Below are 24,741 nucleotides of genomic sequence, written 5' to 3' on the forward strand. Positions count from 1 at the left end.
CCTGGGCAGCCTCACCATATTCTGACCCGCTGCTCCGGCGGAAGATACAATGCCTGGCCCGGCTTTACATCGAACGCCTTGTACCAGGCGTCGATGTTGCGCGATGTCCACACGCGCTGCGCCGCAGGTGCGTGGGCGTTGGTCAATAGCCGTTTCCGCAAGTCGGCAGCGCGGTAGTTCAGACGCCATATCTGCGCCCAGCCGAGGAAGAAACGCTGGTCGCCGCTGAAGCCTTCGAGCGTGGGCGCAGGCCTTCCCTCCAGGGAGAGCCGCCAGGCGTCGTAAGCAATGACCAACCCGCAGAGATCGGCGATGTTTTCGCCCAAGGTCAGGGCGACTCAGGAGGCGATCGCGAAACGCGAAGCGCTCCTCTGCGAACGCGCGTGGCAATACATCGCCGTAGGCGTCCACCCGGTTCCAGCTCACCTTCGCGATATCGGTTTCCATGCGCAGCAGAGCATCGGCGCGGCGCGAGGCGTCTTGCGCCGCGATACCCGAAATGACCAGCAAGCGCGCCACGTGGTCGCGATAGGCGACGCGTGCCTGGGCCATCTGCGCGTCCCGCCGCAGGTAGTAGTCCCTGTCGGGCAAGCCCAATCCCGCCTGGCCGAGTTTCAGCACGTACGCATCGGGATCGCGATCATCCTGGGTGACGACGACCTCGAATGGTACGGCGACACCTTCGCGCGTGGCTTGCGCGGCGAGGCGCGTAGTCTTCACGTGTCGCGATGGCATCGATGCGATCCAGCCAGGGGCGGGCCGGCGTCAGACCCTTGGCGTCGAGGGCCGCCTCATCGAGGAAGGCGGCGTACGCGGCGCCGGCCTTGCTATGCGAGTCCTTCCGCGCCACGTCGAGGATGCCCTTGACGCGCTCGCGGTTGAGGTCGTCGAGGCGCGTGAACATTCCATGATTGGACTTGTCCGCGGGGATGGGCGTGGAGCGCGCCCATGCACCATTGGCATATCGGTAGAAGTCCGTTCCCGGCGCGACCGTGCGCTCCATCCCGGCGATGTCGAAGCCGAATGGCTTGATCTCCGGTTGCCCGCGCGTCTGTGCATGAACCGACGTTGCCGCGCAGCAGGTAAGCAACGTAGCGAAAGCAGCGGTGCGGATTTCCGTCATGCGGCCCTCCGGATTCAGCCTCTGGATGGTTATCGAGCGCCTGCGAAAGCGATAGGAAAGGCTGGTCCAGCGTAATCGGGCGCAACACAGGGTGCCAACCATGGAGCGATTTCCTTGAGCAAGCAACGCTTTTCCGCCATGACACTCAGCGCGACCCTCTGTATCGGCACGTTGGCTGCGTGCAGCCAGCAGCCAGATAGCGCGCCCGCGGCACCGTCGACCGCACCGGCCCCCGCGGCGACCATCGCACAGCAACCGCAGGCACCTGCCTATACGCCACCGACGGCCGACCAGCTCTACCAGCTGGTGGCACCTATCGCGTTGTTCCCGGACAAGCTGGTGGCGCAGGTCCTGGCCGGCTCCACGTATCCCGATCAGATCGCCGCGGCTGACAACCTCGTTGCACGAAATCCGAAGCTCAAGGGCGCGTTGCTACAGACGGCGGTGGAACCACAGCCATGGGATGCCAGCGTGAAAGGGCTCACGGCTTTTCCCTCGGTGTTGGACCAGATGGCCAGGAACGCGGACTGGACGACGGCGCTCGGCCAGGCCTATGTCAACGACCCCACGGACGTGCTCAACGCGATCCAGGTGATGCGCGAACGTGCCGCGCAACGCGGCAGCCTGCGTACATCGCCCCAGCAACGCGTGACCACCCAGCCCGTCACCACGACGGAGGTACAGCAGGAGGAGGACGAATCGAGCGCGGTCCCGCCGCCACGCCAGGTGATCGAGATCGAACCGGCGCAGGAAGACACGGTGTACGTGCCCAGCTATGACCCGGGCGTCGTGTACGGCGAAGAAGCCGTCTATCCCCGGTACACCTATGTCCGGTCGTCGTACAGCACCGGCAACATGGTCGCCGTGGGCGCGGTCAGCTTCGGCGTGGGCGTCCTGGTCGGTGCCTTGCTCGACCACCACGACGGTGGATGGCATTCATGGGGCATGAACTGGCACGGCGGGTACGAGGGTGGCGGTTACAACGGTGGCGGCTGGCATCGTCCCGCCGTGATCTACAACAACCAGACGTATGTCTCGCATTCCACGACGGTGGTGAACCGATATACGACGAACAACATCAACAACGGCACGATCGTCAACAATCGCGATTCGTTCAATCGTGCGACCGCGACGGTGAACAACATCCATGACGGCCGGAACGTCACGAACAACGTCGACAATCGACGTTTCGACAGCCACGACAATGTGCGTCCCGCGCAGATGAGCGTTCCGGACTTCGCTCACGCCGGCTACCGGAGCGCGGCGCCATCGCCGGTGCCGCACCCGGGGCGGCCGGAGGGGGCGCGGCCGGAAGGCGCAGGAATGGCCGCACGGCCAGATGCCGGCTCGCGCTTCGCCGATCATGCAGCCGCGGAGAGGAGACCCCAGCCTGAAGCGCCGTCCGTGCCACCCCACGCGTTCGAGCCTCGGCCGCAGGAGATGCCGCGGGCGCGGCCGGCAAACGAACCACCGCAACGCGCCGAGGAAATGCCACGTGCGGAGGAAATGCCACGTGCGGAGGAAATGCAGCACGCCGTAAGAGAGCAGGTGCCGCAAGCCCGACCGGAAATTCCGCGGCACCCGGTCGCTCAACCGCGCGAGGTCCAGTCGCGGCACGAAGCAGAATCGCGCCAGCCCCCATTCGAGGAACATCCGCCGCGCGAAGAGCGCCCGCGCCCCGAGGAACATGACATGCCGAGGGAAGCCCGACCGGCACCGCAGGCGCACCCTCAGGTACACCGCCCGGAAGCGCCACCCCCGCATCGCCCTGAGCCGAAGAAAGACAAGGAGAACGATCGGTGAAGCCCGATCTTAAGTCCTCGTCCGGCCTGCGCCTCCCCGCGGAATCGCTCTGAGAACTGTCGGTGATCGATGAGCCGAAGCGAAGCCAAACAGTAAACCGCCGCCTCAAGCGTCGATGTGATCCTGCATGCACTTCACCAAGGCGTCGAACACGGCCCTGCAGCGGCGACTGCCGCGCAGGTCGCCATGCATGGTGACCCATGTCTCGAGGAGGAAGGAGAACGCATCGGGCAGGACGCGCACCAGGCGCTCATCCCGCCTGGCCAGGGCCGACTGACAAATGCCGATTCCGCAGCCTGCCCGGATCATTGCTAGTTGTGCCACGTCGCTATCGCTTCGCAGCGTGAGCGCATCGCGGCTCCAAACAGGGAACTTCGCCCTGGCGGCCCTCAGGAAGGGGGTCTCTTCATCGAAGCCGATCAGCGCATGCGTCTCCAGTTCGGTGATCGCCGCCGGCATGCCGCGTTCGGCCAGATAGTCTGCGTGCGCGAACAACCCCAGCTCGACATGGCCGACCTTGCGCGCGACCAGTGCTTCCTGCCGCGGCGGTGACATGCGAATGGCGATGTCGGCCTCGCGCCGAAGCAGATCCTGGACGCGATTGGTCGCCATCAGCTCGACCTTCAGCGAAGGATGTTCGCGCCTGAGCCTGGCCAACGCCCGAGGCACGACCTCGACACCGATAACCTCGCTGGTCGACACGCGGACGGTGCCCTGGACGCCTTGTTCCTGGCTGAGCGCCTCACGCTCCAGTGCGGCCGCCGTGCTTTGCATGGATTCGACGTATCCCTTCAGCGCATTCGCGGCATCGGTCGGTACGAGGCCGGATGGGGTCCGGGTGAACAGGACCTGCTTGAATGCCGCCTCCAGCGCCGAGACATGTCGGCCGACGGTGGGTTGGGTGATCCCCATCTTGCGCGCGGCAGCGGACAGCGACCCCTCCGTGAGCACGGCGAGAAAACTGCGGTAATACTCCCAACCCATGGTCTTTTCCATACAAAAATGTATAGCAGATGGTTGGTGTTCGGCAATTCCGGCTTAGGTTGACTCGAACGACCATGTCTCCACCCTTTACGGAGACGCCCGCATGTCCAACACGAAGTTCCCTGATTCCCACGCTCTGGTACTGGGCGCCAGTGGCGGCATAGGTGGCGAAGTCGCGCGCCTGCTCCGGGATGCCGGTTGGCAAGTGAGGGCGTTGAAGCGCGATCTGGCCACCGACACCGAACACCGCGATGGCATCGCCTGGCGGCGCGGCGACGCGATGAACCGAAAGGACGTCGTGGATGCAGCGTGCGGATGCAAGGTCATCGTGCATGCCGTCAACCCGCCAGGCTATCGCCACTGGGCCGAACGGGTGCTGCCGATGGTGGACAACACGATCGCCGCGGCTATCGAGGAAGGGGCAACCATCGTGCTGCCTGGCACGGTCTACAACTACGGGCCCGACGCATTCGCACGTCTGGACGAGGATGCACCGCAACATCCATCAACCCGAAAAGGCCGGATCAGGGTGCTTCTCGAGCAACGCCTGCTCGACGCCACGTCACGCGGCGCCCAGGCCATCGTGGTGCGTGCGGGCGATTTCTTCGGCCCGCGGGCAGGCAACAGCTGGTTCTCGCAGGGCTTGGTCAAGCCGGGCCAACCGGTCCAGGCGATCCAGCGGCCGGGAAAGCCGGGTGTCGGTCATCAATGGGCTTACTTGCCCGACGTGGCGCGCACGATGGTGGCGCTGATTGGCAAACGAACCAGCCTCGAACCGTTCGCGCGATTCCATATGGCGGGACACTGGGACCCGGATGGTACCGAAATGACGGAGGCCATCCGCCGCGTCGCGCGGCGCCATGGCCTCGCCCCCAAGGTCTCCGCCTTCCCGTGGTGGCTGGTCGGGCTGGCTGCGCCCTTCGTGCCTACGCTGCGCGAACTGCGGGAGATGCGCTACTTGTGGGATGTACCGGTGCGCATGGAGGGTTCGCGCTTGAAAGACGTGCTCGGCGAAGAACCGCACACGCCGTTGGACGAAGCGGTGGAGGCGACACTGGTCGGGTTGGGTTGCCTTCCTCGCTGAGGGAGGCACCGCTGCATGCAGGCCGCGACGCGGCCGTCGGTGCCTGAGTGCCGATGGCAACCGCGAAGGTTGCTACCAGCCTGCTGGCCCTGCGGCTATGCTCCCGCCATGGCCGACCCATTTCATGACGACGATCTGGTCCACCTCGCGACGCATGGTGTTCCGCCCCTTTCGGCGGCCGCCGTCAGCGGATATATCGACAACGAGGGCGCTCGTATCTGGTACGCCGGCCTCGGCTCGGGACCGCCGGTGGTCCTGCTCCACGGCGGCCTTGGAAACTCAGGCAATTGGGGTTATCAGGTCCCCGCATTGGTGGGCGCGGGGTACACGGCCATCCTGATAGATAGCCGCGGGCAGGGCCGGTCGACCCGCGAGTCGCGGCCCTACAGCTATGGACTCATGGCGTCCGACACCCGCGCCGTCATGGATGTGCTTGGCGTTGCCAAGGCTGCCTTCATCGGTTGGAGCGATGGCGCCGATACCGCGCTCGTCCTGTCGCGGGAAACGCCGGGTCGCTCCATGGGGGTGTTCTTCTTCGCCTGCAACGTCGACCGCACCGGTACCAAGCCGTTCCGGTCCAGCCCGGTGATCGAGCGCATTTACAACCATCACGTCAGGGAGTACGCAGCGCTCTCACCGCTCGCCGGCGGCTTCGAGGCGATGCGCGACGACCTCGCCGTGATGCAGGCGAGCCAGCCGAACTACGGACCCGACGAGCTTCGGAACATCGTCGTACCGGTGTGGAGCGTCCTCGGCGAGCACGACGAATTCATCGAACGCGAGCATGCCGAGTACATCGCTCGCACCGTCCCGGGTGGGAAGTTTGTCCTGCTGCATTCCGTCAGCCACTTCGCGCCCCTGCAACGGCCGGATGTGTTCAATCGCGCGATGCTGGACTTCTTGCGCGAGGTTCAGAGCAAGTCCAGTGGCAGCTTGAGGTAACGCACCCCATTGGCGTCTGGCTCTGGCAGGTGCCCGGCGCGCATGTTCACCTGGATGGAAGGGAGCATGAGGCGTGGCATGGGTAGCGTCGCATCCCTGGCTTTCCTCGTTCGCACGAAGGTCTCTTCATCCACGCCGGCGTGGACATGGATGTTGCTGCTTCGCTGCTTGCCGACGGTACTTTCCCAGGCATAAGTGTCGCGGCCAGGCGCCTTGTAGTCATGGCACATGAACAGGCGGGTGTCCTCCGGTAGCGACATGAGCCGATGGATGGAACGATACAGCGTACGCGCATCGCCACCCGGGAAATCGCAACGTGCCGTCCCGTAGTCGGGCATGAACAACGTGTCGCCGACGAATACGGCGTCGCCAATGACGTAAGCCACGCAGGCGGGAGTGTGACCGGGAACGTGCAGGGCCACCGCGTCCAGGCCGCCGATGCGGAACGTGTCGCCATCGGCCCAGAGTCGATCGAATTGACGGCCATCGCGCGCGAATCGCTGGTCTTCGTTGAAGATGTCGCCGAAGACTCGCTGGACCGTGGTGACGTGGTCGCCGATGGCCACGAGGCCACCGGTACGCGCGTGCAGCCACGGGGCGGCCGTCAGGTGATCGGCGTGGGGATGGGTCTCCAGGATCCACTGCACTTGCAGGCCCTGTTCGTTCACGTGGTTCAACAATTGCTGGGCGCTGCGGGTGGCGGTCCGGCCACTGGGGGCATCGAAGTCGAGCACGCTGTCGATGATGGCGCATGCGGTACTCGCCGGGTCCGCGACGACATGGCTGACCGTGAAGGTCGCCTCGTCGAAGAACGAGGTGACCTTCGGACATCGCGTCGCATCACCATGGGCGGCCGTGGCGACGGATTGGGCCGCGCGAAGCGCGGTGTCATTGGTCGGTGACGGGGTCATGACGGCCGTTCTCGATGAACCGGGAATCCGAAACTACATGAATCCCTTTCCCTTCGGCCATCGCCCATGAGGGATAGGATAGTGTTCGGATGGGTTGGCCTTGGCGGTGTACGATGGTGGGTAGACCCTTTCAGGCGACTCCCCATGCCCCAGAAAATGAAGATCGACTTTGTCTCGGATATCGCGTGCCCGTGGTGCGCGATCGGACTTGGTGGACTCGAGCGCGCGTTGGAGCGTCTGCACGACGTGATCGAGCCGGAGATCGTTTTCCATCCGTTCGAGCTGAACCCCGGCATGCAACCCGGCGGCGAGAATACGGTGGAACACGTGGTCGCCAAATACCGCATTCCCGCCGACGAGGCTCGCCAGAATCGCGAGCGCATCAAGGCACGCGCGGCGGCGGTGGGCTTCACCATGAACACCTCGGACGCGAGCCGCATCTACAACACCTTCGATGCGCATCGCCTGATCGCCTGGGCGGCGAAGGACGGGAAACAACGCGAGCTGACCCGGCAGCTGTTCGGCGTTTACTTCACGGACCAGACCGACCCCGGCGACCATGATGCCCTCGTCATGGAGGCGGAGAGGGTGGGGCTTGATCCGGTGGAGGCGCGTGCGGTGCTCGAATCCGATCGCCATGCCGATGAGGTACGCCGGGACGAAGCCCTCTGGCAGAGTCGCGGTATCACGGGCGTACCTGCCGTTATCGTCAACGACCAGTACCTGATTTCCGGAGGCCAGCCACCCGAGGAGTTCGAACGGCAATTGCGCGGCATAGCCAACGCTACGGCTTGACCGCACATGATCGATACCTTCAGGTTGCGACTGGCGCGTGTCACCATGATTGCCGGCATCGTCGTGGCGGGGGGCTGTGGCACGCTCCCGCCTGCGTCGAAACACGACGATGCGACGCATCGCGAAGGCGCTGTCAGCTATTCACGGATCGAGGCGAGCGCGAGTGAACAGTACAAGCTCACGCAAAGCGAGCACGCGTTCGGCGCCCAGCTCATCACGAACGATCCTCCTGCCTATCCCGAGATCCTCGTCGGAAAGGCGTTGCCGCCGACGACGATCCGGGTCAAGGCCATTGTCGACGAGGCCGGGCATGTCAGTGACGTGAGGGATCTCGACAGCTCGCCGGACCCGGACCGCCAGGCATTATTCCAGGCGTGCAGAACCGCCGTGATGGGATGGACATTCTCTCCCATGACCATCGTGCAGGAATCGGACGACGGCCGGGGAAACATCAGGCAGGTAAAGAAGAATGCAGCTTTCAGTCTCGACTACGCCTTCCGATTCGAACTCGTCGGTGGCCGGCCACGCGTGACCGCCACGAACGCAGCGACAGGCACGTAGCCCGCGTCAATTCAGGTTCACTCCCCGGCTGCCCGGCTCCCCTGGAGCTGCTTCAGCGGCTCGTAGGTAGCCCTATAGCTACGAGGCGTAATGAACGGCATGAGCAGGGTACGAACGGCATGGGGTAACCGAGCCGCCTTCGATAGCCGGTCCGTCATCGCCTGTACATGGGCCACCCGGTCCCGCCGGGCCTGCTCGAAACGTGGACCGATCGTCGTCACGTCATCGCCATCGGCGACTATCGCGGCCAGAACGAGCGCGTCTTCCATCGCCAATGCCGCACCTTCCGCCCATACCGGTGCCGTGGCGTGAGCCGCGTCACCTACGAGGACGGCTCGATCCTTCGTCCAGCTCGCCAGCCTCACTTCCTCGATGGGCGAATGGTAGACATCCTCTGGATGCGCCAGGGCCCAGTCCAACGCCTTGCGTACGCGCTCGGGGAACGTTCGGAAGGCTTCGCCCAGGTGATGATGATCGTTGCCGGGAGTGCCCGTCGACCTGACGGAGACCCAACCGTAGACCGTGGCATCGTCGACGGGAAGCAACAGGATCATGCCGTGTTCGCCGGTCCATAGCGTCCACCCGTCGATGCCGCCGGGATTGGGCGCCATGAAGCGCCAACTTGCCGAAGCGAGCCGGGCCGTCATGACGCCCGGCGATCCCATCACCATCTCTCGTACGGTGGAACGGACGCCGTCGGCACCGACGAGCAGGCGACCGGAGACCGTATCGCCACCCGTCAGGCTCACCTGTACCGCGGCTGCGTCCTGCCGAATGGCTGTGATGGTGGTGCCGAAGCGGATGGCCGACGTGTCGAGACCGGTGCCGAGCATCGTCATGAGATCCGCGCGGCGCACGGCACGTGGGCGCATGGTTTCGCCCCAGAACGCATCTTCGTCGATGGCGGCCAGAAGACGGTCGCTACCCGTGCGATATTCGCGCTTGCGCACGGGATATCCCAGCCGTTCGATGTCATCCGTCAGGCCCAGCCGCCGGAGCGCGGCGATGGCGTTACCGGGAAGATTGACGGCGAGGCCACCGTCGGCCGCCTGCGCGCTTCGTTCGAGCACCAGGGAATCGACTCCTCGCTGCTTGAGGGCACGCGAGGTGGCCAGACCGGCGATGCCGCCACCTACGATGACGACGGGCTGTGAATCGGTGGGTGCCATGGGAGGCTGCTAGCTGGGGACGACTCGCGATTCTCTCCCATGGACGCACGATGGCACACACCCCTTTTGGGGCTGGACAAGCGGAAACATCAGTACTGGTACTGCAAGGTCACCCCGATCGTCCGTGGCTGATTGAGCGCCACGCGGCGCGTGGTCGGCAGGTCGGCCGAGATGGCGACCGGCAGGTCGGTTTCGCCGCGCTTGTCGAACAGGTTGGTGGCGTAGAACGAGATATCGAAGCCGTTACGGCCTTCCACGCCCACGCGGATGTTGGTGGTCGCAAAACCCTTGCGGCGATAGAACGGGCTCTCCCGGTCGTAAAGGAAGTTCGAATCCCCCACGTAGCTGACGTCGGCGCGCATGAAACCGTCGTATTGCGCGTTGACGCGATGGCGATACTCGGCCGCGAGCGAGCCGGTGAAGCGGGGCACGTTCACCAGGCGGTCGCCGTCCTTCGCCGAGGTGCCTGGCACATCGTTCTTCAGGTGCGCGTCGTTGTAGCTGAAGCCGGCGCTCAACGTCACCGCGTTGACGGGCAGGAACTTCATTTCCAGCTCCGCGCCCTGGCTGACGGCCTTGCCGAAGTTGGCGGTGATGTTGTAGCCGCAGCCAAGCACGATCTGCTGCTGAACATGGTCCCAGTCGATGTGGTAGACGGACGCGTCGATCAGCAAGCGGCGATCCAACCACGCGCTCTTGAACCCCAACTCGTAGTTCCACAGGGTGTCCGGGTTGTACTTGTTCAGCTGCGACTGGCTGAGACCCAGCCCGGCCACCTCCGAGCCGCACAATGCCGCCGGTGCGGGATTGTTCGGGCCACCCGGCCGATAGCCCTCGGATGCCGTCACATACACCATGTTCTCGGGACTGACCTGGTACTGCAGTGTGAATTTCGGCGTGCTGCCGTAATCCTTGGAACTGCTGCGCACGGTGCTCGGGCCGCCGTTGAGCAGGCCGTCACCGCTCTGCGAGAAGCCTTGCTTGACCTCGAAGGCACGGATGCCCGCGCTGGCCTTCAGCTTGTCGGTGATGTTCCAGGACAACTCGCCGAACACGGCGTATTCCTTGAGCGTGGCGTTGCGTGCGCCCTGATAGATCGTCGAGTACCCCGGGAAAGGCGTGTCGAAGGCCTGGTTGAACCCGCCGGGATAGGGAATGGACGAGGCCAGCGGCGCGCGGACGTCGTGATAGAACGCGCCGAGGATCGCCTGCACCGGACCGTCGAACTTGCTGGTCGCCCGCACTTCCTCGGTGAACTCCTTGTTCTTGTAGCTGCCGTACATCGTGGTCGGATAGACACTCGGCAGGCCGAAGAAGTAGTTGATGACCTTGGAGCTGTCGTCACGAATGTTGACGTTGCGGGTGAAGTACGAGCTCGACGACATCAGTTCGAACGCATCGAACTGCTTGTGGATCGCGATATTGGAAATCGTCGATTCCTGTACGTTGGCTTCGTTGACGTCGCGAACCTGGTACGGGTTGTCGAGCGTCGCGGGGATCTTGTCGTAGGTGAACGGCGATCCCAGCTTGGAATACTGGTAGATGACGCTGGGCGTGATCGTCAGCGTATCGTCCGGCTTGATCAGCATCGCCACGCGCGCGCCATACGTCTTGTACGTGTTGACGTTGTCCTTCTTCTTGCCGTCCGGGTCCGCCTCGAGATAGTTCGACGGCGAGATCGGATAGCGATCGATATAGCCGTCGTCGTGGCGGTAGTAAGCGGACACGCGCAGCGCCACCTTGTCCTTGAGCAGGGGGACGTTGAGCACGCCGTTGACGTTGGCGTTCGGACCGCCGTGGTACGTGCCCGAGACGTCCGTCTTGATGCGCGCCTCCACAAAATCCAGGTCCGGCTGATTGGTCACGTACTTGACCGTGCCGCCCATGGAACTGGAGCCGTAGATCGTGCCCTGCGGACCGCGCAGCACCTCGACACGCTCGATGTCGAACACCGAGGGGTCGATGACGCCTCGCGTCGACAGCAGCGCGGCGTTGCTGGATGCTGCGATGGGTACGTCGTCGAGGTAATAGCCTACCGTGGCGGCGGAGCCCGCGCTCGACGAGATGCCGCGAATGATCAGGTTGTTCGAGCCGGGACCCGAGGACGCGACAGTCAAGGACGGCGCGATGCGCGCCAGGTCGACGAGGCTGGTTACGCCCTGGCGTTCGAGTTGTTCTCCGGTCAGCGCCGTCATGCTGATCGGTACCTTCTGGATATCCTGCTCGCGCTTGGCGGCGGTGACCGTTATGCCTTCGAGGGTCTGCGGCGTGTCGGAGGCCTGTGCCTTCTTCTTTTCGCTGGCCGGCGCGGTTGCCTCCTGGGCGTTCGCAAGACCCGAGGCCAGGGCTACCGACAACAGGGCGGTGTAGAGGAGGGTGCGCTTGAGATCTTGGTTCATGGAACTCCCCGGCGAGTCGGCTGGATGGAAGATGGCCTGTGAAACGTGCAACCCTTCGCGCACGCTCTTCGACAGAGCATGTTCTATGGTTCGTATGTATTGCCCCCGGACATCGACCCACGGACGAAAATCCATGGATGATGGTCCTTGCTCGGTTGATGCCAGATGTCCCTGACCGGCTGCGCCTTCGATCCCCTGGCACCGGATGTATAGCCGTCTGAACCGCTTTTTGCTGCGGTGCACGCTTCCTGGTTTCGATCAGATCAAAAAGTTTTGATGGCGTCAAGCTTTTACGTTACGATCGGATGGCAGTGCAAGATGGCCGCCTAAACGAGTCCCACTCGATGCCGTCCAGTATGCTGGACGTCACTGGTGGAAGAGCGACTTCTCTCATGTTCCAGGGGTGTCATGAAAACCATGTCCGTGCTTTTCTGCGCATTGAGCGCCGTGTCGGCGACCACCGCCGTGTCGGCTGAAACACCGGCCGTGTCGACCGCCCAGGCCATCAAACAAACGCTCGATGCCAGCGCTGCGGCGTGGTCGTCCGGCGACCTGAAGACGTTCATGGAGTGCTACGAGCGTGCCCCAGGCACCCGTTATGTGAGCGCGGGCGGCGTCGTCGAGGGCTACGAGGCGATCGAAGCGATGTACGCCTCGCGCTTCCAGAAGCCGGGTGCCAGCCTGGGCAAGCTCACCCTGGAACTGATCGATGTCAAACCGCTGGGTACACAGTACGCCTTCGTCATCGGCCGCTACCACCTGAAGCCGGACACCGGCGCCGAGGTATCCGGGCTCACGACGCTGCTTTTCCACAAGGTTGGCTCGCGCTGGTTGATCAGTAGCGACCACAGCTCGTAACCATGGCGGGGGCACAAGCGACGCCGGACAAGGCCGCCGGGCTGAGCATCGGGTCCGCGATTCGCGACCGACGCCGCGGTTTGGGGCTCACCCTGCAATCCCTCGCCGACGGTTCAGGACTTTCCATACCGTTTCTCTCGCAGGTCGAGAGGAATCTCGCCTACCCATCGTTGCTGTCCCTCGAAGCCATCGCCAAGGCGCTGGATGTGGATGTCGACTACTTCGTCGGCGTCCCCACGCCGGGGCAGATCGTTTGCCGGGCGGGCGAGCACGACCGGATCGATCTGGAGTCGCCGGTGGTCTACGAGCGGTTGAGCGGCCGGCATGCCGAACGCAAGATGGAAGCGCTCCGGCTGATCGTTCCGCCCGGGCTCGCGGCGCCGACGATCCATCGGGAAGGCGAGGGGTTCTGGTACATCCTGAGCGGCACGCTCGAAATGACGGTCGGCAGGAAGAAGTTCGTGCTGAGCACCGGTGACAGCGCGCACTTCGACCAGAGACATCCCTATAGCATGCGTAACGTGGGCAAGTCCGAAGTGCGCATGATCTGGGTCGGAACACCAGCGATATTCAAGGACTGAGTCGCGCATCGCCAGCAAGGCGCCGCCGCACGAACGGCGGCGCCTTAAACGCATTACCTGTTCAGAAGATGCCCGGATCCTCCGTCCGTGACGTGTCGGGCGAGCCATCCGGATGGGTGAACCACAGCAGCCGGTTGCGGTTCCCCGGGCAGCCGCCTCCATCGGTCGCCGCGGTGAGCAAGCCGGCGCTGGTGCTGATGTCGCGACCGTAGCAGCTGCCCAGGTTGTCCTTGAACCGGAAGACCTGGCTGCTGCGCTGCCCGCTGTGTCCCGTGACCGCGCCACCGCTGAAGGCCAGCGTGTCGGCCGTATCGATGCTGTTGTCCACGTCGCTGCGGTAGAGGAGCAGGCTACCCACCTTCTTCGAGAACTGCCGCGAGAAGCCCTGGGTCACGGCGCTCGGGGCGGAAACGATGTTGCCTGCCTCGTCGAAGCTGTACTTGAAGCTGGCCAGCAACGGGAAGTCGTAGTGCGCTTCCGTCGTCACCGCGAGGCCCGACCGACCCTGCCGGGTCTTTGTCGTGCTGTCGACCGTCGACAGCTGGTCGATGGCTTGCTCGTAACGCGTGGCGTCGATGGCGAAGGTCTGCGTGTTGCGGAAGGCGACCGTCTGCGTGACGTCGGTGACGATGCGGCCGTGCGACGTGTCCACGTAACCACTGGTACGGAAGCTGCGCGATGCATGGGTGGCGACCGCTCCGCCGACCACGCCGGATACGTCGGTCAGCGTGTTGTCGACGGTGGCGATGGCAGGCTGGCCCTTCAGCGTATTGACGGTCACCGCACCGCTCAGCGCCGTGCGACCACGATCGAGATAGACGAAGAGGTTGCCGGTCGCGGAAAAGTAACCGTTCGCCCCGGTCACGCCGATGGATAGCGCATGCGGCTGGCCATCATTGAGCAATGCGGCGAATGGAGTGATGTCGACCCGGTAGGGCAGGAAGTTCAGCGTCTGCACGCCTGGCGTCGGTCGCCACATGTAGGGATCGATACCGCCGGTGAATATCCAGGGATACACCGGCGCGACGCCGGCCGGTTGTCCGTCGATCGCCACCTGCACCTCGCGGTACGAACCGCCGCCGCAACTCTGCGCCTCATCGGCGACTTCGTCCGGAACACACGAGTACCAGAACTCGTCGCCACCCTGGCCCTGGGCGAACACGTCCAGATAGGCTCGTTCGATGTTGGTGGGCAGCGTGAGTGTGCGGGTGAGCACGTCGGCTCCCGTGTTGAGCGTCACCGTGCCACCGTCGGTCCCGTCGGAAAGGGGATACACCGCGTCTGGCGCGTCGGCCTTCGGTGCCAGGATGTTGGCAGGATAAAACACCAGTCTGGCGGAGCCGCTGATCACGCCCGTATACGTGTCGTTGACGACGTTGCCCAGGATGGCTTGGCCGGTCTGCGGGTTGCCTAGCAGGCTGGCGAAGTCGCTGACGTCGCGTTCGACGTGCCAGCTCGGCGCGACGGTGGAGGAGGGCTCCTGGGTAGTGCCGAAATAGATATTGGCGCCGCCCAGCCAGAGTGACGCGGTACGGTCGAACTGACGCCCGGCCGTGACCGAGAAGTCCGCCTCGAGCACCACCTTCGACCACGTCTTGCCGCAGCCGGCCGGTGGCGCATAGGTATAGGGATGATTCGAGAAATCGGTGAAGGTGAAACCGTTGAACAACTCGACCACACAGGACTTGCCCGGCGGCCGCGGAACAACAGGATCCGCGACCGCGACATTCGCGGAACCTGGGTCGAAGCCGGGCGCCGTTGCCGCAAGAACCCCCTGCGCGGCACACGCCGCGACACACCCGAGCAGACCCATCCGCAACTTCTTGCGGCTCACCCCATCGATGAAAGCCATGCGCACGTTCTCCCACGACGTACTGCCCCCTGCGGGGTGGAACATAGCATGAGGGCCACTATCGGGAGCTTGCAGGATGTCGTTCCAAGGAAGGACTCATTCCGCGCGTCCATCGTCATTCGACGACGAACGTCACACGAAGACACGTCCGCCACTCGGTGATACGGCCATCGGGACTCGTGCGTACCTTGATGTCGCTGACCCAGGCGCCGCGAATGTTCTCGATGGTGCGGGACACCTTGGTCAGCCCGCCTTGGATGGCATCCTCGAGCCCGAGGGAGGATGAGGAGTTGATCTCGATGGTCTTCGCAATGGCGTTCATATGACCTCCTAAGGATCGAGTTGGCTGTTACCGACTGTCTTCGTACGTGATGGAGCAACCAGCGTACGACGCGCTCGGCTCGGGACATTGACCGGGATCAACCTAAGGGGCGACGCCGTGAAACGTATATGCCGCCGGTTCTCGACGGCGTACCGCTCAGGCGCCGGTACACCGGGCGTTTGATCACTTCCGCACATGCCACATACAGCAGGCTGATGAGCAGGATGGTGGCCAGCAATGGCAAGGAAAGAGGCACGAAGCCGAGCACCCTTACGCCAGGAAGGTAGGGAAGGGAAACCGCCACAACCGTCATGGTTGACACACCCCATGCGAGGAAGCGACCGGGGCGACTTCGGTAAAACGGTCTGGGGGTGCGAATCACCAGAAGCACCCACAACTCGGTGAGCAGGGACTCGACGAACCAGCCGGTGCGGAATATCTCGTGATTGCCTCCTGATACGGCGAGAAGTACCGCAAAAGTGAGTAAATCGAATGCGGTGCTGCTCAGTCCGAACGTGAACATCGAGCGACGGATCAGTCGGATGTCCCAGCGGTGCGGTGCGTGCGCCCATTCACGGTCGACATGGTCGCCGGCAATGCCCATGGAAGGAACATCTCCCAGGAAATTGTTCAGGAGGATCTGTTTTGCCAGCAGTGGGAGGAACGGCAGGTAGATCGACGCCAAGGCCATGCCGATCGTGTTGCCAAAGTTGCTGCTCGTCGCGATAAAGATGTACTTGATGGTGTTCGCGAACGCATGCCTGCCCTCGTTGATACCTCGGCAGATCACGTCGAGGTCGTGCTCGAGAAGGACGAAATCGGCGGCCTCCTTTGCCACGTCGACGGCTGTGTCCACCGATATGCCGACATCGGCGGCGTGCAGTGCCGGCGTGTCATTGATGCCGTCGCCAAGGTAACCGACGACGTGGCCGCTCTTGCGAAGGGCGGTGATGATGCGCTCTTTCTGGTTTGGCTCGATCCCCGAGAACACATTTGTGGCTGGCGCCCTTTGCCACAGGGCCTCGTCGGTGAGCTGTCGCAAGTCGGATCCGGTTAGCATCCCGTCCACTGGCATACCGATGGCCTCGGCGACATGGGTGGCGACGAAGCGGTTATCGCCGGTAATGACTTTTACCGATACACCCAGCGCACCCAGCGCTTTAAGTGCAGACGCTGCCTGAATTTCTGGTGGATCGAGAAAAAGGAGGAAGCCGACGAGCGTCATGGCGACTTCATCAGTTGCATCGTAACGGTCCTTCCGTTGAAGTCGCTTTGCGGCAATCGCCAGAACACGAAAGCCTTGCTTGCTCCAGTCAACGAATCGCTGTGTCAGTTCGGCCCCGATCGTTGCATCCAGCGCGACGTCTTGTTGATCGACGCGAAGAGAAGCACATGTTTCAAGGACGTTTGCCACTGCACCCTTCGTCACCATGCGGACTTCGGGTCCGGTAGGCTCGGTGATGACGATGCTTACCCGGCGTCGCTGGAAGTCGTAGGGAATTTCGTCGATCTTCGCTGGCACCTCGCCAGGTGTCTCGAGTTGCGTCCCCCGTGAAACGATAGCTTCATCGAGCGGATTGTGGATGCCCGACTGCAACTGTGCATTCAGTGTGGCGAGGCGGAGCACGTCATCCGACGGCTGGCCGCGCGGATCGACGGCTCCATCCAGGCCGATAACGCCACGTGTCAGTGTCCCGGTCTTATCCGTGCATAGCACGTCCATACAACCCAGGTTCTCTATCGCATCAAGCCGCTTTACGATAACGCCCTCCCTCGCCATGGCTCGCGCGCCGTGGGAAAGCGTGATAGCAAGTATGGCAGGCAGCAGTTCCGGGGATAGCCCGACCGCAATGGCGGCGGCAAACAGCAGCGTGTCGATCGTTGGTCGGTGCAGCAGGATATTTGCCCCGAGCACGATGATGACCACCGTGAACATCATGCGGATCAGGAATCCTCCGAATCGACGCAGGCCGCGCTCGAATTCGGTCTCTGGCGGTCTCGAGGCCAAGCTGCCGGCAATGCTGCCGAACACCGTCGACTTTCCTGTGTTGACGACCACGGCGCTTGCCCAACCGCTGCGCACCGACGTACCCATGAACACGCTATTCGTTCGCTCAGCAAGTCCGGAATCCGCCGCAACCAAGTCGGGAAGTTTTTCCACCGGCAGGCTTTCGCCGGTGAGCGCGGCCTGATCAACGAAGCAGTCACGCGACGTGAGTAACAGGCAGTCCGCTGGTACAAGGGCGCCAGCGGATAGCTCTACGATGTCGCCGGGTACGATGCTTTCGGCGGGTACCACCGTGCGCCTTCCGGAGCGAATCACGCATGCCGTGATGCTCACGCGGCGCCGCAACGCATCGATCGCGATGGATGCCCGGTATTCCTGGACGAAGCTCAGCACTGCAGTCAACAGGACGATGCCCATGATGATCAGCGCATCTGCCCATTCGCGTGCGAGCAGCGAGATGACGGCGGCGACGATCAGGATGACTACGAGTGGATTGGTGAAGCGACTTAGCAATAGTCGCAACATCGGATGTCCTGTACGCCCGGCCAGCGTGTTGCTTCCGCATTCCTCCAGCCGCGCCGCCGCAGCCGTGCTTGAGAGTCCATCTCCGCCGCTTTCCATGGTCGCTAGTACGTCGGCCGGATGTTCCGCCCAGTAGCGTTCGATGCGGCGCATCGCTCCGTCCTCTCATAGAGGAGTAAATGGTGGATTACCCCTTGCCACCCGCCTATCTGGTTGCGCCGCGACGCTTCAATACGATACATAACGGTACCTCCGAGGCCTTGATGTGGATCAATTCGTCGTCTCAGGGCGGGCAGGTGAGGCCACAATAGAACCGGGGGATACGGCAGGCGTGCAGTCGGCAATGAAAACAGTCTTCCTGCTTCTTCTACTGATGCCGCTTTCGGTGTTCGGCGGTGACACGTCACCCGTGGTGGCCAGCGAATTCGTCGCCGATCCCGCACCGACGCCACAGAGCCACGCGGGCACGATCGTAGAAACCGACCATGGGCTGGTCGCGGCCTGGTTCGGTGGAAAGGAGGAGCGTGACCCAAGTGTTGGCATCTGGGTGGCGCGATGCGTCGAAGGCCACTGGTCGTCGCCGAGGGAAGTCGCCACTGGCATGCAAGCGGACGGGACGCGCCTGCCGACATGGAACCCCGTGCTGTTCCGATCCGCGTCGGGCACGCTCATGCTTTTCTACAAGATCGGACCGGACCCTTCGCATTGGTGGGGCATGCTCATGACGTCCCGCGATGATGGCGGGCATTGGTCGACACCGCGCCGGTTACCGCCGGGCATCCTTGGCCCGATCAAGAACAAGCCGATCCAACTGGCCGATGGGACGATCGTCAGTCCATCGAGTACGGAGGAGGGTGGCTGGCATATTCATTTCGAGCGATCCAGCGACGACGGCAAGACATGGTCGACAAGCGGCGATGTGCCGGCGAACGGCATCGATGCCATTCAACCGAGCCTGCTGGTCGGGCCGCAAGACGAGTTGGTAGCGATCGGGCGCACCCGCCAAGGCAAGCTCTTCCAGACCCGCTCATCGGACGGCGGGCGCCATTGGTTACCGTTGCGCCTATTGGACGTCGACAATCCCAACGCCGGCGTCGATGCGGTATCGCTCGTGGACGGCCGCTACTTGCTGGTCTACAACCCAGGCCGGCCCGGCCCGAACTGGTGGGACGGCCGGGGCACCCTGGCCATCGCCCTCAGTAAGGGGGCCGTGCGATGGAAGAGGGTCCTCACGCTCGAAGACAAGCCGGGCAACGAGTATTCCTACCCTGCGGTCATTCAAACGAGGGATGGCCTCGTCCACATTTTCTATACCTGGGAGCGAAAACGCATGCGACATGTCGTTATCGACCCCACGAAAATCGACCCGTGAGGCCCGGCGCGAAGCCGCGAGCCATGGGCTGAAGCCCCCCGCTGGAAAGCCCGGCGAAAGCCTGAATTCGTATTGCTTCCGCGCGCGAACATGTGTTTCCCGTTCGTGTCCGGCGTTTGTTGCATCGCAACTTGCATCGATCTTAATTCGGTCTATAAGGCTCTTTGTGACATATATGAACATATAGTTCGTATATGCACTTTCTTGCGAATGGACGGAAAGCAAGGACGGGGGTGGCGAGGAGGGTCGCTGTCCCGCGCACCTTGTGGCTTGGCGCAGCACAAGAAAAACAACACTCACCAGATCAACGCTCCCGTGGGGGGAGGACCACTCATGAACAGAATTCGTTTGCGGCGCGGAATGATCGTCAGTTCCGTCGCGCTCGCGCTTATCGCGCCGCATGTTTACGCGCAGTCGACCGCGCCCGGCAGCGCCGACAAGGCCGTCGAGCTGAAGGAGGTCACGGTCACTGGTTCGATGATCCCGCGCGTGGAGGTCGAGGGGCCCGCTCCCGTGATCTCCATCACGGGCGAGCAAATCAAACAGCAGGGCTTCACCACGCTGTGGGAATTCCTCGATTCGCTGCCGCAGGTGGGCCAGCAGATATCGGATTCCGCGGCATGGGGTTCCAGTTCGGTCAATGCGCGCTCGGTCAACCTGCGCGGCCTGGGCCCGGGCTTCAGCCTGCTCATGATCGATGGACATCGTATCGTCGATTACCCGCAGCCGTTGAACAAGCAGAGCAACTTCCAGAACTACAACAACCTCCCCACCGGCATGATCGACCATGTCGAGATCCTCGCCTCCGGCGCCTCGTCGATCTACGGATCGGACGCGGTGGCTGGCGTGGTGAACGTGATCCTGAAAAAGAACTACCAGGGTGACGACCTGCAGGTGACCGGTGGCGGCGCCACGCGCGGTGGTCGCGCGTATGGGGACATCAACTTCTTCGGTGGAAAGTCCGGCAGCAACTGGCATGTCGTCTACAACCTGGAGAAGTCCAACCGCACGGCACTCTGGGGCATGGATCGTCCGTATCAGGACTCGGTGTCCGATGCTGGCTATGGTGCCTGGGGGCCGGCGGCACGCATGTTCGGCTACCAGTACGACGCGGCCGGCGCCGTGGCCCTTTCCGCCATGAACGGCAATGGCCAGTACATCACGCCACCGGCGGGAACCTGCGGGAAGTTCACCAATTCCCAGCTGAGCCAGTCGCATACGGTCACCACCAACGGCACCCAGATTGCCAGCGTGACGAACAATGGCTATTACTGCTCGCAGCCCGCGCTGTTCCAGAACTGGGTGCTGACGCCCGGCAGCCGCAGCAACAACGGTTACGTGTCCGGCGAGTATGACTTCAAGAATGGCCTGCAACTGTACGGGTCCGCGGCGCTATACCGGACGGTGGGTATTTCCAACACCCAGTTGAATGTCTTCGGTACCGGCCAGTTCTACGACCAGACCACCGGGCAGGTCATCAACCAGGCCATCCGCCAGTTGACCGCGCAGGAGATCGGCACGTCGGCCAATACCCATGATCGCGAACAGAACTGGAACTTGCAGACCGGCTTGCGTGGCACCGTGTTCGACGGCGCCTTCCATTGGGACCTGAACCTCAACAGCCAGAAGTACACCGTCCGCGAAGACTTCACGGGCTACAACGCCCAGGCGATGAACAACTTCTTCCTCGGCAAGCAGCAGGGCACCACGGCCGATGGCTTGCCCATCTACGCCATGAACTGGCAGCAATGGTGGAACCCCATCACACCGCAGCAATACAGCCAGTTCGCGGTGAACGGTGAGAACACCTCGTCTTCGTGGCTGGACCAGGCGCAGTTGCGCCTCAATGGCGACCTGTTCAAGTTCCCGTGGGTGGATGAGCCGATGGGATGGGCATCGGTGCTCGAAGCGGCACACAACGGCTTCAAGCTCTCGCCCGATCCGCGCGCCGCGGACCCGGCTACCTTCCAGAATCCCTTCGGCGCCTACCTCACCGGTGGCGGTACCCGCCAGCGGTATTCGCTCGGTACCGAGTTCCGCGTGCCCTTGCTCAATGCGGTGACCTGGACCATCTCCGGCCGCCTGGACAAGTACAACGACGCCAGCAGCGCCGACGTCGCCCGTACCTGGGGCTCGGGCATCGAGTGGCGCCCGTACGACGGTCTTCTGCTTCGTGGCAGCTACGGCACCAACTTCAAGGCGCCGGACATGCAGGCCATCTACCTGACCGGCTCCACCTCGCCCGTGGGTGATTACATCGATCCTTTGCAGTGCGTTAACGCCATCAAGGCCGGGCAGAACAACAATACGTGGTGCAACCAGGTCCAGCGGCCGACGTCGCAGTACTACACGTTGTATACGAATGGCAGCCGACTGCTGCTGCCGCAGACCGGCCATTCGTGGACCTATGGCTTCGTTTGGCAGGTTCCGGGCGTGCAAGGCTTGTCCGTGTCCGCCGACTACTGGCACATGGGCGTGGACAACGCCATCCAGTATCTGGACCAGAACACCGTGCTGAACGACGAGGCTGGCTGTCTTACCGGCGTCAAGCCGAACGGTACCTCCGGACTCTCACCCTATACGGCGCACGTACCGGATTCGGCGTATTGCCAGATGGTGACCCAGATGGTGAAGCGCAATGCCGCCGGCCAGATCGTCTCGGTGCAGTCCGGGCCGATCAACGAGGCCTCGCTCTACGTGGGCGGTATCGATGCGTCGCTGGACTACAAGTTTCATACCGACACGCACGGCGACTTCCGGGCCGGCATCAACTACACCGACAACCTGTCGTACAAGCAACGCGTGCTGGCATCCGATGAACTGCAGAACACGCGTTACCAGAACGTGGCGAGCAGGGTCACCTGGATCGGCGACTGGAGCAAGGGCCCGTGGAACGTATCGATCTCCGGCGTACGTGAAGGGAGCATGCGCGCCCCCAACTATGACGGCTGCAACGTACTGCCAAATGGCATCCAGCCCGGCATGGTCACCGTACCCAATGGCGGCGAGACCCTCGCCACGGGTATCTGCCAGGTGACGCTCGACGGCAATCAGGTCAACGTCGCCGACACGACGTACAAGGGCAGGACGCCGGTGTGGATCACCTGGAACGGCTCGGTCGGTTTGCAGATCAATCCGGAGACCCACCTGAAGTTCACGGTGTCGAACATCTTCAACAAGGTCGGGTCGATTCCTTATTACGCCGGCGGGTTCGAGTTCGTCACGACGGGGCAGACGGCGGATGAGTACAACGGGCGGGAGATGTTCATTACGTTCGACTACAAGCTGGATTGAGAGCCGGCTTGTCGGGAGACGTTCCGGACCTGAACCACGATCGGTTTAGAGATACTCGATATCTCGATCAGGTTCAGGTCCGGATCGCGGACATATACCGAGCGGATGGGTCTGCGCGTCGCCATAAGTCCACGCATGGTCTGTCTCTCCTTTTGGTCTTACGCATCGCAAGCGGAGAGAACTGTGGGTCGCGGTTGGGATATGTAGTAGCGGGCGAACATGCCATGTGCCCACTCATCGGCTTTCCCAATCTCTTCTGGCTGTAAACGGTCAGATAGAATGCTGATCGACCGGTCGAGATTCTTTGCGTCTTCGCTGTTGGGCTCGACTCCGAGACGCAGAAGCTTCGAGTAGCGCAACTGTGCTGCAGCGTCATCGCTTTGGATGTACGCAGCATATCCGGCGCGCAAACCGGGTGCCGACGCGATTATCATGGCTTGAACAAAGTTCCAGTCGCCTTTTTCGATCATGTGGGTTGCAAGATATTCGGCTGAACTCTTGTATTGCGCGGCCTTTGTCCTATCCACATCGGAATTTGAAACCGGCCATAACGACGCCATAAAGCAGGCGCTCGCCGAGACATCACCCAATCGCGCAGCGGTAAGCGCGATATCGTAAATGGTGCTCGTCGTGACTTTGCTTTCGGAACCCCGGCACATGGCCCTTGATGCTTCGGCGCGGCGCTTGGACGCCCTTGATTTATCGAGGCGCGTGCCCTCCAGGATGCTATCCCTCTGCGCCGTACTCAGACTTTGTAGCCATGTCGTTGTCGAGTCGATACGGTGAACAAGGAGGCAATCTCGCGACTTTTCGAAAAGCTCCGATGCGGCAGATAAGTTACCTTGACCCGCCGCGGCCGAGTATTCGTCGAATACAGATGCCAGCGGGGCTTTCGAGCTGATTGTCGACTGCGCGCTTGCGCAACCGATAGATGCAACAAGGCAAAGCGCCCGTATTCCGTGCTTCATGGGTGCCCCACCAAAGATCGTGAATCTCATGCTCATCCCTTCCTTGTTCGTTAAACATGGCTGTCGTCAAGGTTTCGAGGGCATCCTACTTCGGCAAAGCGGCCGTCTGCACCCGCATCACCTCGCGATAGCCTGGTGCCTTCACCGCCTGCTGTCCCAGCGACGTGCGGTAATTTGCCCTGCATCGTCGGCGAGACTTCGCCAGGGCCACCGACTTCACCGCTCCGATTTCGATTCGATTCCTGATGCCGGTTCCATGACGAGCCGGCACATCTTTTCACGGTTCTTACCGAATTTGCCCATGCACGCCTTCACGATTGCCTAATACTCGGAGAAGGGCAGGGGAACGGCCTTTCTGCAGTTCAGCGTCGGGTAGCGGGCAGTACCGTCACGTGAGCTATGTCTCGGCTTCACCAAGCCGGGCACGCGCGCCGTATTCCTTGTCAGACAAGCAACTACCGACGAAGGAAGGGCGGGGCGATGAAAGTGCGTGTGGTACTCGGAGACGACCATGCCATGTTGCGCGAGGGCTTGATCGCCCTTTTGCAGCAGGAAACTGACATCGAGGTCGTCGGGCAGGCAAGCCATGGACTGGAATTGTTGAGGATGACCCGCCAGCTCACACCCGACGTGGTGATCGCCGATGTCTCGATGTCCATGATGGGCGGTATCGAAGTGGCTCGGCGAGTGCGCGGCGAGCTGCTGTCGAGCCGTGTGCTGTGCCTGTCCGCCACGGCCTTGCATGGCCAGGTGCTGGAGGCTCTGGAAGCCGGCGCCCTTGGCTATGTGCTGAAGAACAATGGCTACGGCGAATTGGCCCGTGCCATCCGGCACGCCTATCGGCATCAGGTTTTCCTAAGCAGCGAACTGGTGGCTCCGGTCATGAACGCCTGCCGCGCGGGCCAGGCTTCCGCCAGCGATACGGCCGGCCAGCCCTTGACCTGGCGCGAACGGGAAGTCACGCGGTTGTTCGCCGAGGGCTGTTCGACCCGCGAAGTCGCGACCCGGTTGCATATCAGCGCCAAGACCGTCGCGACGCATCGCTCCCATGTGTTTCGCAAGCTCAATATCCACAGCGTGGCCGACCTGACCCGCTACGCGGTCAAGGAAGGCATGACGTCGCTTGGCTAGGAACGCGCCCTAAGAAAACGAAACCCCAATATCAGCATTCTGCTGATAGGGCGGCCGTCGCC

Annotated in this window: 18 protein-coding genes and 2 pseudogenes; 10 read left to right on the forward strand and 10 right to left on the reverse strand. The window is 62.7% G+C overall.

What is annotated here, in order from left to right; all coding sequences use genetic code 11:
* Positions 1-11 precede the first annotated feature (11 nt).
* Both J2T07_RS01735 and J2T07_RS19100 read right to left on the reverse strand, forming a co-directional pair.
* Positions 12-332 (reverse strand): annotated as a pseudogene (locus J2T07_RS01735) (M13-type metalloendopeptidase); the annotation flags it as partial.
* A gap of 130 nt (positions 333-462) precedes the next feature.
* Positions 463-1,225: pseudogene (locus J2T07_RS19100) on the reverse strand (hypothetical protein); the annotation flags it as partial.
* A gap of 12 nt (positions 1,226-1,237) precedes the next feature.
* On the opposite strand from J2T07_RS19100, the gene J2T07_RS01745 reads away from it, so the two are divergent.
* Positions 1,238-2,926, forward strand: coding sequence for a DUF3300 domain-containing protein (locus J2T07_RS01745; RefSeq protein ID WP_306846840.1), 1,689 nt, complete (start codon positions 1,238-1,240; stop codon positions 2,924-2,926).
* A 105-nt stretch (positions 2,927-3,031) separates the two neighbouring features.
* On the opposite strand, the gene J2T07_RS01750 is transcribed toward J2T07_RS01745, so the two are convergent.
* Positions 3,032-3,922 carry a LysR family transcriptional regulator gene (locus J2T07_RS01750; RefSeq protein ID WP_306846841.1) on the reverse strand — a complete coding sequence of 297 codons (891 nt, stop codon included), beginning with the start codon at positions 3,920-3,922 and terminating at the stop codon, positions 3,032-3,034.
* 91 nt (positions 3,923-4,013) lie between these two features.
* Between J2T07_RS01750 and J2T07_RS01755 the strand changes: the two genes are divergently transcribed.
* Together J2T07_RS01755 and J2T07_RS01760 are read left to right on the forward strand one after the other, a co-directional pair.
* Entirely contained in the window at positions 4,014-4,994 is a 981-nt protein-coding gene (locus tag J2T07_RS01755; RefSeq protein ID WP_306846842.1) for an NAD-dependent epimerase/dehydratase family protein, read from the forward strand.
* A 15-nt stretch (positions 4,995-5,009) separates the two neighbouring features.
* Positions 5,010-5,936, forward strand: a complete 927-nt coding sequence (locus J2T07_RS01760) for an alpha/beta fold hydrolase (RefSeq protein WP_306846843.1) — start codon at positions 5,010-5,012, stop codon at positions 5,934-5,936.
* Here J2T07_RS01760 and J2T07_RS01765 read toward each other — a convergent pair.
* Positions 5,906-6,847 carry an MBL fold metallo-hydrolase gene (locus J2T07_RS01765; RefSeq protein ID WP_306846844.1) on the reverse strand — a complete coding sequence of 314 codons (942 nt, stop codon included), beginning with the start codon at positions 6,845-6,847 and terminating at the stop codon, positions 5,906-5,908. The two genes, J2T07_RS01760 and J2T07_RS01765, sit on opposite strands and share 31 nt — an antisense overlap.
* 144 nt (positions 6,848-6,991) lie before the next feature.
* On the opposite strand from J2T07_RS01765, the gene J2T07_RS01770 reads away from it, so the two are divergent.
* Both J2T07_RS01770 and J2T07_RS01775 read left to right on the forward strand, forming a co-directional pair.
* A complete protein-coding gene (locus J2T07_RS01770; protein ID WP_306846845.1) occupies positions 6,992-7,642 on the forward strand; it encodes a DsbA family oxidoreductase in 651 nt (216 codons plus the stop codon).
* Positions 7,643-7,648: 6 nt separating this feature from the next.
* Positions 7,649-8,203 (forward strand): hypothetical protein, encoded by a 555-nt coding sequence (locus tag J2T07_RS01775; RefSeq protein ID WP_306846846.1) that lies wholly within the window; start codon positions 7,649-7,651, stop codon positions 8,201-8,203.
* 17 nt (positions 8,204-8,220) lie between these two features.
* On the opposite strand, the gene J2T07_RS01780 is transcribed toward J2T07_RS01775, so the two are convergent.
* Positions 8,221-9,372, reverse strand: a complete 1,152-nt coding sequence (locus J2T07_RS01780; protein WP_306846847.1) for an FAD-dependent monooxygenase — start codon at positions 9,370-9,372, stop codon at positions 8,221-8,223.
* An 89-nt stretch (positions 9,373-9,461) separates the two neighbouring features.
* The gene (locus J2T07_RS01785; RefSeq protein ID WP_306846848.1) at positions 9,462-11,771 is read right to left on the reverse strand and encodes a TonB-dependent receptor; all 2,310 of its coding nucleotides are present in this window, start codon (positions 11,769-11,771) and stop codon (positions 9,462-9,464) included.
* A 408-nt stretch (positions 11,772-12,179) separates the two neighbouring features.
* On the opposite strand from J2T07_RS01785, the gene J2T07_RS01790 reads away from it, so the two are divergent.
* Entirely contained in the window at positions 12,180-12,629 is a 450-nt protein-coding gene (locus J2T07_RS01790) for a YybH family protein (RefSeq protein ID WP_306846849.1), read from the forward strand.
* Between the two features lie 2 nt (positions 12,630-12,631).
* The gene (locus tag J2T07_RS01795; protein WP_306846850.1) at positions 12,632-13,210 is read left to right on the forward strand and encodes a helix-turn-helix domain-containing protein; all 579 of its coding nucleotides are present in this window, start codon (positions 12,632-12,634) and stop codon (positions 13,208-13,210) included.
* Positions 13,211-13,271: 61 nt separating this feature from the next.
* On the opposite strand, the gene J2T07_RS01800 is transcribed toward J2T07_RS01795, so the two are convergent.
* The 3 genes from J2T07_RS01800 to mgtA all read right to left on the reverse strand — a co-directional run bounded on the left by J2T07_RS01800 (position 13,272) and on the right by mgtA (position 18,067).
* Complete coding sequence (locus J2T07_RS01800; RefSeq protein WP_306846851.1) at positions 13,272-15,062, reverse strand: peptide-N4-asparagine amidase; 1,791 nt, start codon at positions 15,060-15,062, stop codon at positions 13,272-13,274.
* A gap of 115 nt (positions 15,063-15,177) precedes the next feature.
* Positions 15,178-15,384, reverse strand: coding sequence for a dodecin family protein (locus J2T07_RS01805; RefSeq protein ID WP_306846852.1), 207 nt, complete (start codon positions 15,382-15,384; stop codon positions 15,178-15,180).
* Between the two features lie 97 nt (positions 15,385-15,481).
* The gene (mgtA, locus tag J2T07_RS01810; RefSeq protein WP_306846853.1) at positions 15,482-18,067 is read right to left on the reverse strand and encodes a magnesium-translocating P-type ATPase; all 2,586 of its coding nucleotides are present in this window, start codon (positions 18,065-18,067) and stop codon (positions 15,482-15,484) included.
* A 178-nt stretch (positions 18,068-18,245) separates the two neighbouring features.
* On the opposite strand from mgtA, the gene J2T07_RS01815 reads away from it, so the two are divergent.
* Together J2T07_RS01815 and J2T07_RS01820 are read left to right on the forward strand one after the other, a co-directional pair.
* The gene (locus J2T07_RS01815) at positions 18,246-19,286 is read left to right on the forward strand and encodes a sialidase family protein (RefSeq protein WP_306846854.1); all 1,041 of its coding nucleotides are present in this window, start codon (positions 18,246-18,248) and stop codon (positions 19,284-19,286) included.
* 333 nt (positions 19,287-19,619) lie between these two features.
* Positions 19,620-22,580 (forward strand): TonB-dependent receptor plug domain-containing protein, encoded by a 2,961-nt coding sequence (locus J2T07_RS01820; protein WP_306846855.1) that lies wholly within the window; start codon positions 19,620-19,622, stop codon positions 22,578-22,580.
* Positions 22,581-22,738: 158 nt separating this feature from the next.
* Here J2T07_RS01820 and J2T07_RS01825 read toward each other — a convergent pair whose 3' ends face one another.
* On the reverse strand, positions 22,739-23,578 hold the full coding sequence (locus J2T07_RS01825) for a hypothetical protein (protein ID WP_306846856.1): 840 nt from the start codon (positions 23,576-23,578) through the stop codon (positions 22,739-22,741).
* A gap of 450 nt (positions 23,579-24,028) precedes the next feature.
* On the opposite strand from J2T07_RS01825, the gene J2T07_RS01830 reads away from it, so the two are divergent.
* Positions 24,029-24,679, forward strand: coding sequence for a response regulator (locus tag J2T07_RS01830; protein ID WP_306846857.1), 651 nt, complete (start codon positions 24,029-24,031; stop codon positions 24,677-24,679).
* Positions 24,680-24,741 lie beyond the last annotated feature (62 nt).

Source organism: Luteibacter jiangsuensis (genome assembly GCF_030812295.1).
Taxonomy (GTDB): Bacteria; Pseudomonadota; Gammaproteobacteria; order Xanthomonadales; family Rhodanobacteraceae; genus Luteibacter; species Luteibacter jiangsuensis_A.

Bases quoted from the DNA above. Each gene is read 5' to 3' on its own strand.
- J2T07_RS01800 (WP_306846851.1), bottom strand. From the start codon at position 15,062: ATGGCTTTCATCGATGGGGTGAGCCGCAAGAAGTTGCGGATGGGTCTG.
- J2T07_RS01775 (WP_306846846.1), top strand. From the start codon at position 7,649: ATGATCGATACCTTCAGGTTGCGACTGGCGCGTGTCACCATGATTGCC.
- J2T07_RS01760 (WP_306846843.1), top strand. From the start codon at position 5,010: ATGCAGGCCGCGACGCGGCCGTCGGTGCCTGAGTGCCGATGGCAACCG.
- J2T07_RS01790 (WP_306846849.1), top strand. From the start codon at position 12,180: ATGAAAACCATGTCCGTGCTTTTCTGCGCATTGAGCGCCGTGTCGGCG.
- J2T07_RS01765 (WP_306846844.1), bottom strand. From the start codon at position 6,847: ATGACCCCGTCACCGACCAATGACACCGCGCTTCGCGCGGCCCAATCC.
- J2T07_RS01785 (WP_306846848.1), bottom strand. From the start codon at position 11,771: ATGAACCAAGATCTCAAGCGCACCCTCCTCTACACCGCCCTGTTGTCG.
- J2T07_RS01825 (WP_306846856.1), bottom strand. From the start codon at position 23,578: ATGAGATTCACGATCTTTGGTGGGGCACCCATGAAGCACGGAATACGG.
- J2T07_RS01770 (WP_306846845.1), top strand. From the start codon at position 6,992: ATGCCCCAGAAAATGAAGATCGACTTTGTCTCGGATATCGCGTGCCCG.
- mgtA (WP_306846853.1), bottom strand. From the start codon at position 18,067: ATGCGCCGCATCGAACGCTACTGGGCGGAACATCCGGCCGACGTACTA.
- J2T07_RS01755 (WP_306846842.1), top strand. From the start codon at position 4,014: ATGTCCAACACGAAGTTCCCTGATTCCCACGCTCTGGTACTGGGCGCC.
- J2T07_RS01820 (WP_306846855.1), top strand. From the start codon at position 19,620: ATGAACAGAATTCGTTTGCGGCGCGGAATGATCGTCAGTTCCGTCGCG.
- J2T07_RS01750 (WP_306846841.1), bottom strand. From the start codon at position 3,922: ATGGAAAAGACCATGGGTTGGGAGTATTACCGCAGTTTTCTCGCCGTG.
- J2T07_RS01780 (WP_306846847.1), bottom strand. From the start codon at position 9,372: ATGGCACCCACCGATTCACAGCCCGTCGTCATCGTAGGTGGCGGCATC.
- J2T07_RS01830 (WP_306846857.1), top strand. From the start codon at position 24,029: ATGAAAGTGCGTGTGGTACTCGGAGACGACCATGCCATGTTGCGCGAG.
- J2T07_RS01805 (WP_306846852.1), bottom strand. From the start codon at position 15,384: ATGAACGCCATTGCGAAGACCATCGAGATCAACTCCTCATCCTCCCTC.
- J2T07_RS01795 (WP_306846850.1), top strand. From the start codon at position 12,632: ATGGCGGGGGCACAAGCGACGCCGGACAAGGCCGCCGGGCTGAGCATC.